General features: G+C 68.5%; 16 protein-coding genes and 5 pseudogenes. 8 read left to right on the top strand and 13 right to left on the bottom strand.

Annotation, left to right across the window (positions count from 1 at the left end):
* Positions 1-1,293, top strand: a 1,293-nt coding sequence (locus GA0115240_RS06730) for a TniQ family protein (RefSeq protein WP_176724997.1), incomplete at its 5' end; no start/stop codon positions are given.
* Positions 1,294-1,734: 441 nt separating this feature from the next.
* Here GA0115240_RS06730 and GA0115240_RS06725 read toward each other — a convergent pair.
* Positions 1,735-2,094, bottom strand: a pseudogene (locus tag GA0115240_RS06725) (peptidylprolyl isomerase); the annotation flags it as partial.
* Between the two features lie 275 nt (positions 2,095-2,369).
* On the bottom strand, positions 2,370-2,753 hold the full coding sequence (locus tag GA0115240_RS06720; RefSeq protein ID WP_141708751.1) for a hypothetical protein: 384 nt from the start codon (positions 2,751-2,753) through the stop codon (positions 2,370-2,372).
* A gap of 624 nt (positions 2,754-3,377) precedes the next feature.
* Here GA0115240_RS06720 and GA0115240_RS06715 point away from each other — a divergent pair.
* A complete protein-coding gene (locus tag GA0115240_RS06715; RefSeq protein ID WP_093735735.1) occupies positions 3,378-4,472 on the top strand; it encodes a transposase in 1,095 nt (364 codons plus the stop codon).
* Between the two features lie 23 nt (positions 4,473-4,495).
* On the opposite strand, the gene GA0115240_RS06710 is transcribed toward GA0115240_RS06715, so the two are convergent.
* On the bottom strand, positions 4,496-4,720 hold the full coding sequence (locus GA0115240_RS06710) for a cold-shock protein (protein ID WP_093735734.1): 225 nt from the start codon (positions 4,718-4,720) through the stop codon (positions 4,496-4,498).
* A 108-nt stretch (positions 4,721-4,828) separates the two neighbouring features.
* Here GA0115240_RS06710 and GA0115240_RS06705 point away from each other — a divergent pair, with 108 nt between their 5' ends.
* On the top strand, positions 4,829-5,452 hold the full coding sequence (locus GA0115240_RS06705; protein ID WP_093735733.1) for a hypothetical protein: 624 nt from the start codon (positions 4,829-4,831) through the stop codon (positions 5,450-5,452).
* A gap of 211 nt (positions 5,453-5,663) precedes the next feature.
* Entirely contained in the window at positions 5,664-5,807 is a 144-nt protein-coding gene (locus tag GA0115240_RS36680) for a hypothetical protein (protein WP_161302054.1), read from the top strand.
* Positions 5,808-5,810: 3 nt separating this feature from the next.
* Here GA0115240_RS36680 and GA0115240_RS06700 read toward each other — a convergent pair whose 3' ends face one another.
* Positions 5,811-6,233 carry a hypothetical protein gene (locus GA0115240_RS06700; RefSeq protein ID WP_093735732.1) on the bottom strand — a complete coding sequence of 141 codons (423 nt, stop codon included), beginning with the start codon at positions 6,231-6,233 and terminating at the stop codon, positions 5,811-5,813.
* A gap of 639 nt (positions 6,234-6,872) precedes the next feature.
* Between GA0115240_RS06700 and GA0115240_RS06690 the strand changes: the two are divergent.
* Positions 6,873-7,101, top strand: a pseudogene (locus tag GA0115240_RS06690) (transposase); the annotation flags it as partial.
* 517 nt (positions 7,102-7,618) lie between these two features.
* On the opposite strand, the gene GA0115240_RS37880 reads toward GA0115240_RS06690, so the two are convergent.
* The 6 genes and pseudogenes from GA0115240_RS37880 to GA0115240_RS06670 all read right to left on the bottom strand — a co-directional run bounded on the left by GA0115240_RS37880 (position 7,619) and on the right by GA0115240_RS06670 (position 10,282).
* On the bottom strand, positions 7,619-7,897 hold the full coding sequence (locus tag GA0115240_RS37880; RefSeq protein ID WP_237554660.1) for a hypothetical protein: 279 nt from the start codon (positions 7,895-7,897) through the stop codon (positions 7,619-7,621).
* A gap of 87 nt (positions 7,898-7,984) precedes the next feature.
* Positions 7,985-8,368: pseudogene (locus GA0115240_RS39145) on the bottom strand (RHS repeat-associated core domain-containing protein); the annotation flags it as partial.
* A gap of 128 nt (positions 8,369-8,496) precedes the next feature.
* Positions 8,497-8,778, bottom strand: a complete 282-nt coding sequence (locus GA0115240_RS06680; RefSeq protein ID WP_093735730.1) for an IS3 family transposase — start codon at positions 8,776-8,778, stop codon at positions 8,497-8,499.
* Positions 8,779-8,814: 36 nt separating this feature from the next.
* A complete protein-coding gene (locus GA0115240_RS06675) occupies positions 8,815-9,768 on the bottom strand; it encodes an IS30 family transposase (RefSeq protein ID WP_202451104.1) in 954 nt (317 codons plus the stop codon).
* A 2-nt stretch (positions 9,769-9,770) separates the two neighbouring features.
* Positions 9,771-9,959 carry a hypothetical protein gene (locus tag GA0115240_RS37565; protein WP_202451103.1) on the bottom strand — a complete coding sequence of 63 codons (189 nt, stop codon included), beginning with the start codon at positions 9,957-9,959 and terminating at the stop codon, positions 9,771-9,773.
* Positions 9,960-9,970: 11 nt separating this feature from the next.
* A complete protein-coding gene (locus GA0115240_RS06670) occupies positions 9,971-10,282 on the bottom strand; it encodes a transposase (RefSeq protein WP_093735729.1) in 312 nt (103 codons plus the stop codon).
* 312 nt (positions 10,283-10,594) lie between these two features.
* Here GA0115240_RS06670 and GA0115240_RS06665 point away from each other — a divergent pair, with 312 nt between their 5' ends.
* Entirely contained in the window at positions 10,595-11,587 is a 993-nt protein-coding gene (locus GA0115240_RS06665; protein WP_093735728.1) for a GNAT family N-acetyltransferase, read from the top strand.
* 108 nt (positions 11,588-11,695) lie between these two features.
* On the opposite strand, the gene GA0115240_RS06660 is transcribed toward GA0115240_RS06665, so the two are convergent.
* Both GA0115240_RS06660 and GA0115240_RS06655 read right to left on the bottom strand, forming a co-directional pair.
* Positions 11,696-12,253 carry a telomere-protecting terminal protein Tpg gene (locus GA0115240_RS06660; protein WP_093735739.1) on the bottom strand — a complete coding sequence of 186 codons (558 nt, stop codon included), beginning with the start codon at positions 12,251-12,253 and terminating at the stop codon, positions 11,696-11,698.
* A gap of 6 nt (positions 12,254-12,259) precedes the next feature.
* Positions 12,260-12,932: pseudogene (locus GA0115240_RS06655) on the bottom strand (transcriptional regulator); the annotation flags it as partial.
* Between the two features lie 10 nt (positions 12,933-12,942).
* On the opposite strand from GA0115240_RS06655, the gene GA0115240_RS06650 reads away from it, so the two are divergent.
* Positions 12,943-13,392 (top strand): DUF6283 family protein, encoded by a 450-nt coding sequence (locus GA0115240_RS06650; RefSeq protein ID WP_093735727.1) that lies wholly within the window; start codon positions 12,943-12,945, stop codon positions 13,390-13,392.
* Between the two features lie 314 nt (positions 13,393-13,706).
* On the opposite strand, the gene GA0115240_RS06645 is transcribed toward GA0115240_RS06650, so the two are convergent.
* Positions 13,707-14,894, bottom strand: a complete 1,188-nt coding sequence (locus GA0115240_RS06645; RefSeq protein WP_093735726.1) for a hypothetical protein — start codon at positions 14,892-14,894, stop codon at positions 13,707-13,709.
* Positions 14,895-15,332: 438 nt separating this feature from the next.
* Between GA0115240_RS06645 and GA0115240_RS06640 the strand changes: the two are divergent.
* Positions 15,333-15,819, top strand: a pseudogene (locus GA0115240_RS06640) (transposase); the annotation flags it as partial.
* Positions 15,820-16,195: the final 376 nt, after the last annotated feature.

Here is a 16,195-nt window from a genome sequence, read left to right as displayed (position 1 = left end):
TTCTGGGAGGCTGCACCGCCCCAAGGAGGCACGGTACCCGTAGCGTTGCGTGTCGCTCCGGCGGTTGGCGAAACGACATGGTCGTACCTGTCGCGGCTGGCCGGCCGCTATGGCATGGACCCCGGTGCGCTGCTGCCGTGGTGGACCTGGGCCGGTTCCCGGCCGCGGGATGACGCTGGCCCGCGCGACGACGCCGAGGTGCTGCTGGACCCGGCAGGCCGGCAGTTACTCGCCCGGCTGGGCGGGGCCGGCGAACACGCCCGGGCCCAGGCACTGCCCGCGTTCGGCGACGGGCTGCAGCCAGCACCGCCCGGCGAGGCGGCCGGTACCGGCAGACCGGCGGCCCGATGGAAGGTCGCCTCGGCCGGGGCGCACGGGCCGGCGGCGTACGGGTGCGCGCTGTGCACGGCCGCCCGCACCGGCCGGGACATCGTGGTGGTGCGGTATGCGCAGCCGTGGTTACGGGTGTGCGCCCGCCATCAGCGGTGGATGCTCACCGCCGGGGACGGCCACCGCCACCGCAACCTCGACCTGCGCGCGGCCCCGGAGATCGCCGCGGCACCGCGGGCCTGGCCCAAGGTGGCCCGGCAGGCGACTGCCGCCGGGGCCGATCCGGGACGGGTGTTCGCCCTGGCCCACGCGGTGGTCTGCGCCTGGTGGGAACAGGCCCTGGAATGGGAGCAGGAACGGATCTGGCCGGCCCGGCTCCGTGCGGTCGCTGATGGGGACGCCGGGCCGCGGTTCTGGTGGTGGCGGATCATCGCCCGCGACGCGGTCGTATTCCCCGAGACCGTGAAGCTGGCGGGCGCCCTGCTCGACCCCCGCATGCAGGAACGGATCTGGGACGACCACGGGGGCGGCGGACCGGTACGGCCCTTCCGGCCCGACGGGGCGTTCTTCCGCGAACTCGCCGTACGGCTGAGACGGGGCCCTGGCTGGCCGACGTTGGCCAGTCCCCGCAGCGCGCACTGGTGCTGGGCGGGCCGCTGCATGCCGGGCCGCTTCTGGACTGCATCGGCGCGTTCACCCGCATCCGGCGCGGCCGGCAGCATCCCAACGGGTACGGCCTGGACCCGTGGTGGCTGCGCGCCGACCACCGCCCCACCTCGGCCCGAGTCCAACTGCGCGCCCTGGCCGAACAGGCTGCGGCCGCGTGCGGCCGCAGGGGTACCGGCGGTATCTGGGCCCGCATCAACACACGCTGACCACGCCGGACACTCATCTCCCTCAAGGACCCAACAACACAACTGCACAGAACCCGCGCCCCACCCAGAACACCTGCACACCCCCTGAAATCCCAGCTCACACCCCATCCCCGGTCAGCACCCACCCCCACCCGGACCCCACCGGGCCACACCCCCACCCAGCTCACCCACCCGAAACAACCGCACAACCCCAGCACAACCAAGATCAAAAACACCATGATCATCGGCACGCCATACGTCCGGCGCCAACTGTCCCATCCGCCCGGATCACGAAGGCCGCGGTTCCCGGAGCGGCTACCACGAACGGGTGAACGTTCTCGACGCACCAGTCACAACAGCAACTCCAACACCAGAGAGCACGAACGATGCGTTCGCCCAACGGTCACCAGACCGCAGCTACGTTCGATCCGCCAGCGCGTTCGCTGGGTCTCTGAGCAGCGGAAACGGATCGCTCGACCGACATCGTCACCATGATCGACAACCTCTAAAACCAAGATCCCCGACAGTGTCAGGCACTCAGCGCCGGGTCGGCAACGGCGCTGATGGAGAACTGCGAGCCGTTGCTGTTCTTCTCGAAGTTGTCCGCCGTGGCCATCAGGTACGGCCTGCTGAAGGCGAGATCGGGGTGGTACTCGTCGGCGAACGGGCCGCCGTTGCCGGTGCCCTCCGGGGAACCACCCTGGACCATGAATTCCCCGATCACCCGGTGGAACAGCGTGCCGTCGTAGAGCCGTTCCGTGGTCTCCTCCCCGTCCGGATAGGCCCACTCGCGGGTGCCCTCGGCGAGTTCCACGAAGTTCTTCACGGCCATCGGGGCGTGGTCCGGCAACAGCCGCACCACGATCTCGCCCCGGCTCGTCTTCAGCGTCGCGGTCAGCTGCTCAGCCACAATGCGCCTTTCCCTGCGGGTCGCTGACCACCACACCCTACGAACACGCCGCGCTGCAAAGCCGAGTCGGCGCCTGCCGTCCCCATCGGCCGGCCGGACACCGCAGCGGCCGGCTCGCCGGGGTCCGGTGGACGACCGGTGGACCCCGGGCCTCGCACATGGCGGCGGCCCGGAGTCAGTGGTCGGCACCGGAGGAGTCGCTCGCTGCTAGGCGAACGCCTGTCCCTGAAGCGCCACAGCAGCGCGTCCGGCGCCTTACGTCCGTGATCGGTACGTCAGCAGGTTGCCACGGTCCAGCCGGAATCCACCGACACGTATGCCGCCGGTATCCAGCCGATGATGTTGCCCCGGCCGGCAATGTAGTACCAGTTGCTGTTGCCGGCGACCGTGTCCCCGGAGTGCACGCACCGGACGGGAACCGAGTCCTGGGCGCCGACATTGGTCACGGCCGGACAGCCGAGCCACCTGTCGTTGAGAACGTTGCTCGATTGGAGGACGAAGCCGGACGCCCCGCTGTTGTTGGCCGGGGTCCAGCCGCAGGCTCCGTGCTGCGGCGACATAGACGCGGGTGCCGTGACGGCCTGAGCAGCGCTGGGGGTGAGTACCAGGGTGAGCGCTGCCGCCGCGGTAAAGGCGGCAATTCTTGGTGCTCGTTTCATGGTTCCTCCAGGAGAGATCCGAACCGACGGGGCACTGACGGGTACCCAGCCGGTGGGACCTGTCTAGGGCGGGAATTGTCCAGAGTGAAGTGTCCTGGACAATTGCCGGAGGACAGTTGTCCAATCACCGGCGCCTACCGCGGCATCCCGGCTCCAACCTCCGCCCGTAACGAGCGCCCTTCGGTGCGCGCCACCCCGACGGGGTGCTCCGCCACTGCAGCCACACGGTGAACTGCCGCGCCCAGGCGCCATCAGTGGCCGTAGGCGCCAGCGTCCCGGGCTGTCCCGACAGCCTCGCGGACGCCGGCGACTTCGTTGAGTGCCTGACGCTGTCGGGGATCTTGGTTTTAGAGGTTGTCGATCATGGTGACGATGTCGGTCGAGCGATCCGTTTCCGCTGCTCAGAGACCCAGCGAACGCGCTGGCGGATCGATGGAGAACGTAGCTGCGGTCTGCTGACCGTTGGGCGAACGCATCGTTCGTGCTCTCTGGTGTTGGAGTCGCTGTCGTGACTGGTGCGTCGAGAACGTTCACCCGTTCGTGGTAGCCGCTCCGGGAACCGCTGCCTTCGTGATCCGGGCGGATGGGACAGTTGGCGCCCGCGATTTCGGAGGTCCGAGATGTGTGTCCGCTCAGAACCCCTCCAAGCCCAAGACCCGGATCAAACGGACCGGCGAGGACGCCCGCCTCCTCCTTGGCTACGTCCACCGCTACCTGCCCGCCCTCCGCGACGGCGAGCAACTCCAGGCCCTGCGGCAGATCTTCGTGCAGAACTACCACCTCGACGCCGACGACCGCCCGAAGTGGCGCGAGCCCGAGGACGCCGGCCTGCCGCCCTCGGCGGTCGCCATCGTCTCGCCCTACGACACCAGCGCCCGCTACGCACGCCGCGGGGAGACCCGCTGGAAGGGCTTCCTCGCGCACGTCACCGAGACCTGCGACCCGGACACCCCCAGCGTGATCACCGACGTCACAACCACCAAGGCCCCCGTCCACGACACCAAGGCCCTGCCCGGCATCCTGACAAGCCTGGAGGATCGGAACCTGCTGTCTAAGGAGCACTTCGTCGACGGCGGCTACCTCTCGGCCGCGCTCAAGCAGCAGGTCGCCCGCGAGCACGGCGTGGGCCTGGTCGGACCGATCCGGGCCAGAAGCACCCGCCAGTCCCGCAAGGGCACCGTCTTCCACCGCGAAGCGTTCACCATCGACTGGGACGCCCAGCAGGTCACCTGCCCCCAGGGCAAGGTCAGCCGCCGGTGGTCGACACCGCCCTCCCTCGCCCCCTACGTCAACGCCGAGTTCGCCCCGGACGACTGCCGCCAGTGTCCGGTGAAGACCGCCTGCACCCGCACCGACGCCCGGAAGGTCTCCTTCCTGCCCCGCGATCTCCACGCCATCCAGTCGGAGTCGCGGGCCGAGCAGCAGACCCAGGAATGGCTCTCGCGCTACGCGCTGCTGGCCGCCATCGAGAGCACGATCAGTGAGTTCGTCAACGGCCACGGCATGCGCCAGTGCCGCTACCGCAGCCAGGACAAGGCCCACGTCCAGCAGGTCCTGACCGCCATCGCGGTCAACCTCGAACGCATCGACGTCCACCTGCCGCCGACACCCGCTCGCCAGCCCCCGGAACCCAACCGCGCTCCCAGGCTTCCTCGACTGGCAGCACATCCCCCGGCCCTGGTCCTGGCGCGCCGCCACCCGCCCCGCAGGCTGAGCTGATCATTTCAAGGTGGCGCAGGAGGTCAAGCTGGCAGAGGCACGATGCTCACTGCTCGGTAGTCGTAACCGTCTTGTTTGAAGCCGGGGGCTTCCCAGGTGAGGTTTACCTGCTGACCGAGGTACAAAGCGCGGAAGCCAGTCATCTGGATGTTGGAGTAGTGGCCGAAACAGCCGCCGGGAGTCTCGGCCGAGTCGAGCACACCCCACCCCTCTTCATCGCTCCACCACCGGACAATCGCAATCACCATGACCAGAACTCTACGAGTCCTGAGGCTACCGAGCGCAGGAAGGCGGGACTTTTCAAGATCCCCGACAGCGTCAGGCACTGAGCGGTGTGACCCCACCGTGGACAGCACTTGATCGACAAGGACGCGCGCATGGCCCGGAAGTCGAAGAACCAGTCCGCCCGCGACAAGCGCCGAGACCGGGAGCGTGGACGTCGGGACGGGCGCCGGCTGACGGAGTACCCGCTGTTCTTCTCGCCGCCGCCGTTCGAGCCGTACAGCGAGTGGATCAACGTCCCCGATGAGGCGAAGGACCTGATGGAGTACCCGTTTCCGGAGTCCGTCGAGGTGTCCGACGGGACCAAGGACATGGCAGACCTGATCATCAAGCTCGGGCCGCGATACCGGGGGAAGGTGCCGCTGGCGGCGCTGTACCTGGACCAGCAGCTGGCTGGAGGGATAGTGAACGTCGCCATCACCGGTCAGCCGGACCGGTTCCGGCCCGTGCCTCTGGACGACCTGGTTGCCTCAATCCGCAGCCCCGAGTACGTCCAGGAGCTCAAAGAGAAGTACCCCCAGGCCACTGAGGATCTGGAGCCCGACGGCACGGTGACGGATGAGGGCGCCGCCTGGTACATCCACCAGCTGCACGCGCATGGGTGCCTCGTCATGGACGACAGCCACGTGATGAACCTGGCCATCCCGGCGCAGAGGCCCGGTGGTGAGTGGATGGTCAACGGCGAAGCAGCCAGTTGAGCCTGCTCCCCAAGGACGACGGCGCTGCGCTCCCGAGGTGCGGCGCCGTTGCCATGGCCGGCCCTGCGGCGTTGCACGATTCTCCGGCGGCGCAGGTGGGGAAGGGGGCAAAGACTCCGCGGTGCCCGCGCTCGGGGCCGGAGTGCCGTGAGTAGCGACCGGGCCGGAGTCCGCAGCTTGCGCCCCAAGCCGATCCCGGGCGGCTTCCGGCGTGGGCATCGACGCCGGGGTCCGCAACCTGTACAAGAAGCGCCTGGAGGGCCAGTACACCTATTCCGCGCCGGGCGTGCGCAGGGCGCGAGCCCAAGATGGCCGCCGTCTGGGAGACCGCATGGGCAAGGCCACCAAGACCTGACCGCTAATTGGCAACCGAGGCGGTTACGAGGAAGGTCGTATTCAGATAGAAGATCGCGGTTCCGGCGATTGAGAGGACCCATATTCCGGATTTAACCATCCGGGGTGCGATCGAGGAAATCGGGCGACCTGCGAGCGTGTTAGCTCTCGTTATGTTCATCTGGTAGGCGCTGGTCAGTAAGATGATGAGGCAGATCAGCATGCAGTCCATGACGGCAAGTAGCATGAGTTTTGGGATGGTCACGACTAGCCCAATCATGGCCGTCGTCTCTCCGATGAGAGTGCAAGCCAGATAGATAATTCCAAGGGCTAATTCCAAGACGATCCGTTTCGGAGCGTATTTTTTCTTGGCTCTATCGCTACCGAGAGTGTCGCGATCGGCGATCAGGAATGAGATTGCGAGCACGGGGAGGGTCAAGAAGACCACCTCGCAGATTTTATGTGCGTCCTCTTGTGAAATAATCCAGTTCGACATAAAAAGCCTCCGCCGGTCGTCCTTACAGGTCTTCGCTGACAGCTTCCATCATCCCTGTTGTGCCGCGTGGCTCATCCCCCGACTGGTCAACTGCGGGAGGTTGTCAGCGTGGCCCTGCCCCCGTCTTCCTCGGCAGCGCTCCCGGGGTGAAGTCCGGCGTCCGGGGTGTCGAGTCCGAGCTCGCCACCATCGACGCGGAAGGCGCCGGGGCGTTCAGAAGACCTGGAGCTCATGGGCGCGGGCCTGCTCCGGGCGGCTTCGCCCAGCTTTGCTTGCCGTACGGCGGCAGCCGCGGCGGCGGCGAGCTCCGCCTGGACGACGTCGTCGGCGTCAGGGTCGTAGACGCTGCCCTGACGGCGGCGAGCAGCTGGTCGATGCTCTCCCGCTCCACGAGCTCCGAGCGGCCGCGGGTATCGAGGTGCTCGTGCCGGGAGGTCTGCCGCGCGTCGAACCGGGCGTCCTCGAGAGCGGCCCGCGGCGGCGTCGGCGTCGGCGGTCATGCCCCGGGCGAGGCGGCGCACCCAGCGCCGACCGGTGCGGGCGGGGTCGACCGGTTCGCGGGCGGCGGGCAGACGGTGAACAGCGGGCCGGGGCAGCGACCTCGAAATCGTCCAACGCGACCCCGCAACCAGGGGGTTCTCCGTCCAGCCACCAGGCTGGGTCGTCGAACGCACCCTCGGCTGGCTCATGCAGCACCGCCGCCTCGCCCGCGACTACGAAGCCCTCCCACACCGATCCGAAGCCATGATCCACATCGCAGCCATCAACCTCATGACCCGCCGACTCACCGCCAAAAACACCCACCTGGCGAGACATCTGACCCCAGATGAAACGGACAAGACAGAACCAAACGTCCACTAGGGCGCCGGCGCACCGGCTCCAGCCAACCGCGGTGAGCGATCCGCACATCATCGGCGATCGGCCCGGGCTGGCGGCCCCGCCTGCCGGTCGGCTCCGGGCCTGCCGGCTCCGGCTGGGCGGGAGGGCCGGGCGTCTCGAACGGCGAGGGGGTCACCGGGAGACCTCCCACGTCACGTCGTCGGGATCACCCGCGAAGGCGGCCTGCTGCGATGACGCCGATGGCGATGAACAGCGCCGTGGTCACGATGGTTCCCATGATGCCCTTGTTGCTATTTCCTTTTGGACCGCACAATGATGAACACGATCATCAGCACGAAAACCACGGCTGTAAAAATTACCAGCGCAGGATTTCCGTTGACTCCTGCGCCACCGGCTGTATGCAGCAAGAGTATTACCACCTTCGTGAAATTTGGCGGGAAGGGGGCGCGCGGGAATCGATAGCCCCCCGCACCCCCGTCGCTTGCTCGGTTATCCAATTACTCGGATTCAGTGATGCCGGACTCGTTCACGCCGAGAACGCCGCCTGCGTAGCCCGCCTTGATGCCCCACTTAGTGGCTCCGCTGGCGAACTCGTCCGCGCCGTAGCCGGTACCCACCGCAGCGGCATCCAGGATTCCCGTGGTGAGCATGGTTCCAGTCGAGGCCCCGTCCAGCGCCAGACTTCCCTGGTCCGCGCGGATAGATGCCGCACCCAGGGCCAGTGAAGCACCGCCGGACACCGGTACCGCGGCCACTGCGAGCACGATACCGGTCACCTTGAGCGCAGACGACCAGAAGAATGTTCCGTTGGGGTCGGTGTTGTTGACGGGGTCGCCGGCGGCGTAGACGTAGGGGTTGGTTTCCTTGCCGGAGGGGTCGGGTTGGGTGAAGCGGCCGAGGGTGGGGTCGTAGGAGCGGGCGCCGAGCTTGTAGAGGCCGGTGGGGTCGAGGTAGGCGCCGGTGTAGCCGAGGGGTTGGGGGATGGTGGCGGTGGCGCCGCTGCGGGTGTTGCCGGCGGGTGAAGTGCCCCTCGGGTCCCAACACTTCCGATTTATGCCGCGAGGTCCAGCCGTTGATGGCAGCGGAGCCTTGCCTGGTACGGCGTGATGTAGCCGATCGTCGAGTGGATCCGCTCCCTGTCGGCCAGCAGATCGCGAAATTGATGGGACGTGTATTGCGAGCCGCGGTCCGAGTGGAAGATAGCGTTTCCGGCCGTATGCCCGCCCGTCTGGGCCATTCGGATGCAATGTCTCCGACGAATTTCAGGCCCGGCATCGGCGCGGTGAAGTCCCGCTGAATGAGGTCCGGTGCTGGAGGCGCTGTGCGGTCCTGCTTCGTCAGCGACCGCAATTTTCGTCGTGTTATCCCGGTGGTCTCACGCTTGCGCATGATCCCGCGCGACGCGTTTGCGGTTCACGACGCGCCCAAGACTGCGAAGCTTCTCGGTGATCCGCCGGGCACCGTAGGCTCCCCGCGAATCAGTTTTGATCTCCCGGATGTGGCGGACCAGATCCTCTTCCTCGTCGGCCTTCTCCTGCCGTGCCTCCTTTTTCTGGTGCCATGTGTAGTAGCCAGAGCGGTCCCAGCCGAGGACATCGCACATCCGCTTCACCCTGTGGGCGTTCCGATGCTCATCTACGAAACGGAAGCGGATCACCGTGTCGTCTCCCGCGCGAAACAGGCGGCCTTAGATTCAACCGGTCAAGGCAACACTCGCCGGTGTGCGGAATCCCAGACACTTGCGCGGACGGTTGTTGAGCTTCGTCGCGATGGCGTCAAGGTCGTCCTGGCTGAAGGTCGACAGGTTTGTGCCTTTGGGCAAGTACTGCCTGAGCAGCTTGTTGGTGTTCTCGTTGGTGCCACGTTGCCAGGGGCTGCGCGGGGCTGCGAAGAACACGTCGACACCGGTGTCCGCGGTGAACCGCTTGTGAGCTGCCAGTTCCATGCCCCGACCCCAGGTCAGCGTGCCGCGCAGTCGCGGGTCCATGCGTGCGTAGGTCTCGGCGAGAGCGGGAACGACCACGGTGGTGCGGCGGCTGGCGAGTTTCACGACCGTGAGGAACCGTGACTTCCGGTCGACCAGCGTCACGACCTGACTGTTGTTGGAGCCGATCAGCAGGTCGCCTTCCAGGTGTCCGGACTCGCTCCGGTCCTCCGCCGCCTCGGGCCGCTCCTCGATTGGCCGGGCACCGGTGATCTGTGAACGCCACTGGCCCTTCACCATGTGGCGCTTGTTCTTCCGGATCGGGCGCCCGGTGCGAAGGCGCTTGCACAACTCGCGGGGGACCACCTTCCACCGGATGGTGCAGACCGACCGGTAGATCGGCTCGTGCGTGATCCGCATCTGCGGGTCTTCCCCGTGATGCAGACGCAGGTGTCCGACGATCTGTTCGGGCGACCACTCCTTCTTGAACAGGGTCAGCACCGCCTGCCGCAAGGCGGGTTTGCGGGCGAGCAGGCACTGCTTCGGGCGCCGTGCGCGGTCAAGTGCCCGACCCTGCGCAGCTATCGCCCGGTAGACGTCGCGTCCACCGTTCCTGTTCACTTCACGGTTGATCGTCGACGCCGCGCGCCCCAGGAGGCTGGCGATGGCCCGGTAGGACTCGCCGGCACAGAGCCTGCGCGAGATCTCCTCACGCTCACCCACGGTTAGGCTTCCAGCGCGCGCTTGCAGGATCCGGGAGCGATCCCACCGTGGTGCTCCAGGACAGTGAACACCGAGCCGGGCGGCTTGCCGATCTGCCGTGAGATGACGCTGATCGACTCCCCGGCCCCCCATCGCCGCCACAGGTCGGCCTTCATCTCGTCCGACATCCCCGGCCGACCCAGCCTCGCCACGAATACCGTCCTCAACCAGCACTGTTGCTCTGACCGGTTGAATCTAAGGCGGCTTTCCGGAGGATCTCGTTGTCCTCCTTCAGGCGGGCGTTCTCCCGTCGCAGGCGCTTGAGCTCTTCCTTCTCATCGGGGGTCATGCCGGCATCACCCCCACCATCCGCCGCCCGGACCCGAGCTTTGTCATCGTGGACCCACTTGCGCAGGGTCTCCAGATGGATGCCCGAGCCGTGGGCGATGTCGGTGAGCGTCCGGTCCTTCGAGGAGTGGACCAGGTCCACCGCGTCCCGCTTGAACTCTTCGGGATAGTTCTTCCGCTTCGCCACCTTGGATCACTTCCCCTGGATGACTATCATCCAGTGCCCAGGTGTCGGAATTTCGGGCGTCACTCCAGTATCTGGCGGCACCCGGTCGATGCTCTCTCCTGCTGGCGCGCCGAGGCAGGCTCCCTGCTGGAGCCGAACTACCGGCCACGTTCATAGGCAAGCGTCGTTTCGGTATCGGCCACTCGCGGGTGGTGCGGAAGGCGTGGGAATCCTGGTGCTGTGGCGACGAAAGAGGTTCCGTCGGGCTGCGTCGGACGCTACTTTCCTGACGGGAGTCCCGTGGGCTCACGGGCACATTAAGGGGAGGGACCAGTGGGAGCGCAGGATCACCTGGTGGAGATCGTGCAGGCGCGTGAGGGGCACATCCCTGCAATTGCAGCGCTGGCCGCGTCCCGCAGTCTGACCGTGCTGGACGCCTCGACGGCGGGCCGTGACGGCTTCCTGGTCTCCGGGTACGCCGAGGGCACGTACCGCGAACGGCTGTCCGATGCCGAGCACTTCTATGTCGCGGTCAAGGGTGAGGAGGTGCTGGGCTTCCTGCTCGCCTACTCCGACCAGCGGCTGCGGTCCGACGAGTGGCTGAACCATCGGATCAGGATCGGGCTGGGCAGTTTCCTCGTCATCAAGCAGGTGTGCGTGGCGAGCAGCGCTGCCCGTCAGGGTGTCGCGACCCTGCTGTACCACCATGTACTGGGCCAATGGTCGGCCAGCCCCGTGATCGCCGCCGTCGTCGCCGACCCAGCGAACCGCGCCTCCACGGCCTTCCACCGCCAGCTCGGCTTCGAGGTGCTGGCCCAGCTCACTCCGCCCGACGGGCGATTACGGACGGTGTGGGTGTGGCGCAAGCCGCGCGAGACACTGATCCAGGCCCAGTGGGCAGTGGCTGTGGACCTCTACAAGCACGAGGACGCCACCAACTGGAACAAGCTCAACAACTTCTTCTACGTCACCGCCGCGCTCGCAGCTGCGGCCGGATTCGCCTTCGGTAACGAGCCGCACGATGGCTCCTCGCAGCTCTACAACGACCTCGTCCTGGTGATCGCGGTCATCGGGCTGGGGTTCTCGTTCGCCTTCTCCCAGATGCTGCGATGGGGCCGCCGTTACCTCCATGCCCGCAAAAGTGCTGTGGCCGACCTGGAGCGGTATCTCGTCTGGCACGGTGGCGAGCGCGTGGTCAGCCGCGACACCCACGAGGCAGGCCAGGACTGGCTCCGCCAGTCTCCGACCGGCCTGATCATGATGCTGCTGCCTGTGCTGGTAAGCATCTGCTGGGCCGTGGTCATCCTCCTCACCCTTCTCAACTGAACGACCGGCCCTGGGCGCCGCAGCGTTTGCAGATGGTGTCGACGCCGACGTGGCGGTACCCGGCGTCTTCCTGTTCGCCTGCCGGCTCCGGCTCGGTGGTGGCGGTCATCAGAAGTCCAGTTCGATGTAGTCGATGTCGGTGAACTCCACCTGGAGGTCTTGGGCGCGGCGGCCGCAGTCCTTGAAGGAGATCTCCTGGAGTCCCTCGGCGGCGATGCGCTGCAACTGCTGCTCGGTGGCGCCGGCGGCCTGCGCGTCGAACAGCCTCGCGGCGTAGGTGGGCGGCAGGTGCTGGGTGATGCGCCGGACCCGGCCGTCGTCCGTCGACCCGGGCGCGGCGGTGAACCCGAACCTGGCCCGGGTCTCGATCACGATGCCGCCCGAGGTCGCCGCGCGCTTCTTCGCCCGCCGCTGGACGCGGGGCTGCCAGTCGCGGCGGACCTCCTTCTCCAGCCGGGCCGCCAGGTCCTTGCGCGGCCGCCGCAGCGTGCCCTTGAGGTACCGCTCCACCGTGCGCTGGGTGACCCCGGGCCGGGCGGCCAGGGCGCGGGTGGAGCCCTTCTCCGCCTTGAGCAGGAACCGCATCTGCGCCTGCGCGGACTTCGGAATGGCCCGGGTGGCGGTGCCTGCGGCCGCCCGGACCAGTGTGTCTTCGACCTCCCCCACGGTCTCCTCCCCGTCGTCTTCGTCGCGATCGCCCTTGATGTGCCGGGCCGGGTTGTGCTGCTGCTCCAGGAGCTCCACAGCCCAGAACAGCGCCTGCGTTCCCTCGTGTTTGATCATGCCGGGCGAGACCCCGAGCCGGAACGTGCCCGGCGCCGGCTTGCCCGCCGCGTCGTAGGGCAGGACGTCGCGGCGACGGACCGGCCGCCGGGTAGACCGCGCAGTCCGACAGCAGCGCGATCGGCAGCAGCGCGTCCTCGCCGAACACCAGCCGCCCGACCGGAGCCGGTGTGCTGCTGGTTGCCAGCGCGGTCTTCACCAGCTTTCTGTGCATGTTCACCCGGGCCGCGGAGATGACAGCCGCCCGGATGTCCGGGCGCCACGTCGGGCGCTCCAGCGCCGGCCACCGCTCACCGGGCCGGTACTGCGCGCCCTGCGACCGCTCCCGGAGCTTGCCGATGCCGCCCTTGACCGTCGACTTGATCGCCGACAGCAGCGCCGCCATCCCCGGATCGCCGGCCTTGTGCGTCTCCATCACCGCCAGGAAGTCGGCCGGGGACAGGTCGGAGGTCACCCCGAGGTCGGCCATCGTCGCCCTGTACGCCTCCGAAAACTGCTTGTACCAGGGGTCCAGGTACGGGCCCGCCTCCCGGCGCACGAAGGCCTCGATCGGACGGAGCTCCACCGCCCGTGTGCCGGGGCCGAGCCCTGCCCGTGGCGCCGCGACGCCCCGCGCGGGCAGTTTCCCCGCACAGGCCTACCGCGACAGCGCCACCACCAGCCTGCCCGGCGCCACCAGCCGCTTCGGCTGCCACTCCTCCACCCGTGAACGCCCGCTGATCTGCGCCGGCCGGCTGCTGCGCGGCGCCCAGCACCATGACCAGGTACAGCAGGCTCTCGCCGACGGCACGCTGGCCTCGCCCGAACTCCCGGACGGCATCGAGCTGTACGGCTCCTACCAGGACATGGCCGCCGCCAACGGCGTCGACCCCGACCCCTACAACACCTGCCCCCTGCCACTCGTGCGCCGCAGCCCGCTCCCGGCACCGACCGCACCACACCAGGGAAACTCCTCGGCCCGCCACCCGGCGCCTTCGCCGGCCGACCTCACTCCCGCCGGCCTGACACAGACCCGCCCTTGAGGCAGCGGCCGCCACGAGGGACACGTGCGGCGGCGGCCGCAGCCCGGCGGCCGCGCCCGGGAGCGCAGCGACAACGCACGGGGCAGGTCCGGGCGGCGTCGACCAGCGCGCGCCGCAGCTGCTCTGTCCCGGGGCCGCTCACCCTCCGGCAGTACCACCGCGGCCTTGAGCAGGGCCCGGGCATGCCGGCGGCCCTTCGATGTCGTACCAGGTGTCGGGGCCGGGCCGGGAGAGCAGGTGCACGGCCAGAAGCAGGGCATCGGACTCTCGCGGGTGGGCGGCGCGCGTTCCGACGGCGTCGGCTGGTCGGGCGGTCAGGCGGGATGCGGTAGCCAGAGGGTCGCGTGGTAGGTGCCGGTGGCGGTCTCGGCGCTTCCTACCGCGTAGCCGCGGCGGTCGGAGCTGTTCGCCGTAGAGTCCGGGCCGCCGAGGGCAGGCAGCGCGCTGAACTGGCCGGTGTCCACCCGGTAGACGTAGCCGACAGGGCCCGGGAAGGTGTCGCCGCTGACGAAGCGGCCGGTGATCCCGCTCAAGTCGGTGGTGCCGGTTCCCGGTCCGAAGGGGGTCCGGACGCCCGTGGTGAGGTCCACGGTGGAGCCGGCGTGGCCGTCGGTGGCGACGACGGTACGGCCGCTCACCTTGGGGGCGTAACTCAGCTGCTCACCGAGGTCGGTCGAGATCCCGGTGCGGATGTCGTAGGCGAAGCCGCGCGGGGCGCTGCCGCCGGGGTCGCCGCTAGGCTGCTCGACGCCGACCACGGTGTTCCCGCTGATGGCGGAGGCCCTGCTGAAGGAGCTGCCGCTCGGGCCGAGGTCGGTCGTGGTGTGGGTGTGCAGGTCGAGGACGAAGGCGTGCTGAGCGGGGTAGGGCGCGGTGGGGATGTCGGAGGTGCCCGCCACGTAGCGGCCCTGGGAGATCCCGGACGCGGTGCTGGCCCCGGACGGTCCGGCCAGGCTGCCGAGGTCGGTCATCACCTGGGTGCGCAGGTCGTACGCGAACGCGTGGGTGCTCTGGTTGCCCGCCGTCCTGGCGCTTCCCACCACGAAGTGGCCGCTGATGGCGTCGACATTGCTTCCGGAGCCGCCCAGCGTGCCCAGGTCCCGCATGCGGTGGGTACGCAGGTCGTAGACGTAGGCGTGCTCGTCGTTGCTGGCCGTCGTGGAGTCGCCGATGACGTAACGGCCCTGGACGGCGACCGCGCCGCTGGATGTGCCGCCGAGCGTGCCCAGGTCGGTCATGACGCCGCTGGAGCGGTCGTAGGCGAAGGCGTGCAAGTCGAAGCCGCCGGTGATCGAGGAGTTGCCGACAACCGTGCTGCGGTCGAACGCGATCGCCCCGCTGGTCGTGCCGCCGAGGGTGCCCAGGTCCACGGCGGTGTAGTGGGGTGCCGGCGGCGGTCGGTGGTGCGGGGCGGCGGCGAACGCCTGGCCCGAGCCGAGGGTGAGCAGCGCGAGCGTGGCCGCCCCGGCTGTGGCGCGGGCGCGTAATCGGGTGAATTTCATGGAGCTCCCTGCGAGGAAGGTGCGCGGACATCACGAACGTCGCAGACCCGGGGACTGGGCCGGACAGTCAGCCCGCCCCGGGCGCCGTCCGGCCGTTCCCCCGTGATCCCGTCCTTGCTACCGCCTCGGCGGCCCGCCCAACCGCCGCGCCGCCGGACGTACGGAGAATCTCATCCTGGAGACGGGTGGCAGCGGGGGCACCGGACGCCTATCCAGCCACATTCGGCCGCGCTCTCCGGCGACGGGAGATATAACCCGGCCGCGGCGCTAACCCAGTTCGATGGTCGTCGCCGCGTAAATCCCCGCGTCCGCTTCCTGCAGCAGCCGCTGTGCCGCGCGCTTCAGCCCCTGCGTCTTGCGCTTCTCCTCGCCACCTGCGGCCGCCGGGTCCGCGAGCCCGAGCAGAGCATCAGCCGCGCCCCGTACGCCGAGACGGCCGCGCTGATCGTCCCGAGCCCGGCCGGATCCCTGACCGCAGTCCTTGACCAGCGGAACTGCTGGCCGGGCGGATCGAGGAACTCCTGGAGGCCCACCCTCTTTCGAACGTCCTGAGGTCGATGCCGGGCGTCGGCGTCAGGACCGGAGCCCGCATCCAGATCGAGGTCGCCGACGGCAGCACCTTCCCGACCGCCCGCCACCTCGCCGCCCACGCCGCACTCGCGCCCGCAACCCGTAATTCCGGTTCCTCGATCCGCGGCGAACAACCCTCCCGCAGAGGAAACAAGCAGCCCAAACGGGCTTTCTCCCTCTCCGCGTTCGCGGCACTCGGCCACCCGCATCGCGGGCCTACTACGACAAGAAGACCGCCCAGGGCAAGCACCACACCCAGGCCCCGCTCTGCCTCGCCAGACGCCGAGCCGACGTCCTCTTCGCAATCCTCCGCGACGGAACCTCCTACCAACCCCGGCCAGCCTCAGCTGGCTGACCCTCAGCGGCCTCGCCGCACACGGGGCAATCCCGCTCGTCGACCGAGTCCATCACGACCGGATGACCGCAGAAGTCGCACGGCCGCATACCCTCGCCCGCCAACTCTCGAACAGGCACGTCATCACTCACGACAGCCACACTGCCACCCGACCACCTTGACTAAAGACACAGGGGCACCCCCCGAAAACACCAACTGACCAGCAACAACAACCACAAAACCAACTGTCTCTCACCACCGCTGCCCCAACCCCGAAAGACCGCAGACGCGCGGGCCGATACGCGGACGGCCGGTGCCCTCGGCGGACGGCGGCCGGCACCCCGTCGTGGATGCGGCCGGACCGGCGCGGGTGGGCGCCGGGAACGGTCAGCGCGGG

It is taken from the genome of Streptomyces sp. DvalAA-14, assembly GCF_900091855.1.
In the GTDB taxonomy this organism is placed as follows: Bacteria; Actinomycetota; Actinomycetes; order Streptomycetales; family Streptomycetaceae; genus Actinacidiphila.
This window is presented reverse-complemented; position numbering and strand designations above follow the sequence as displayed.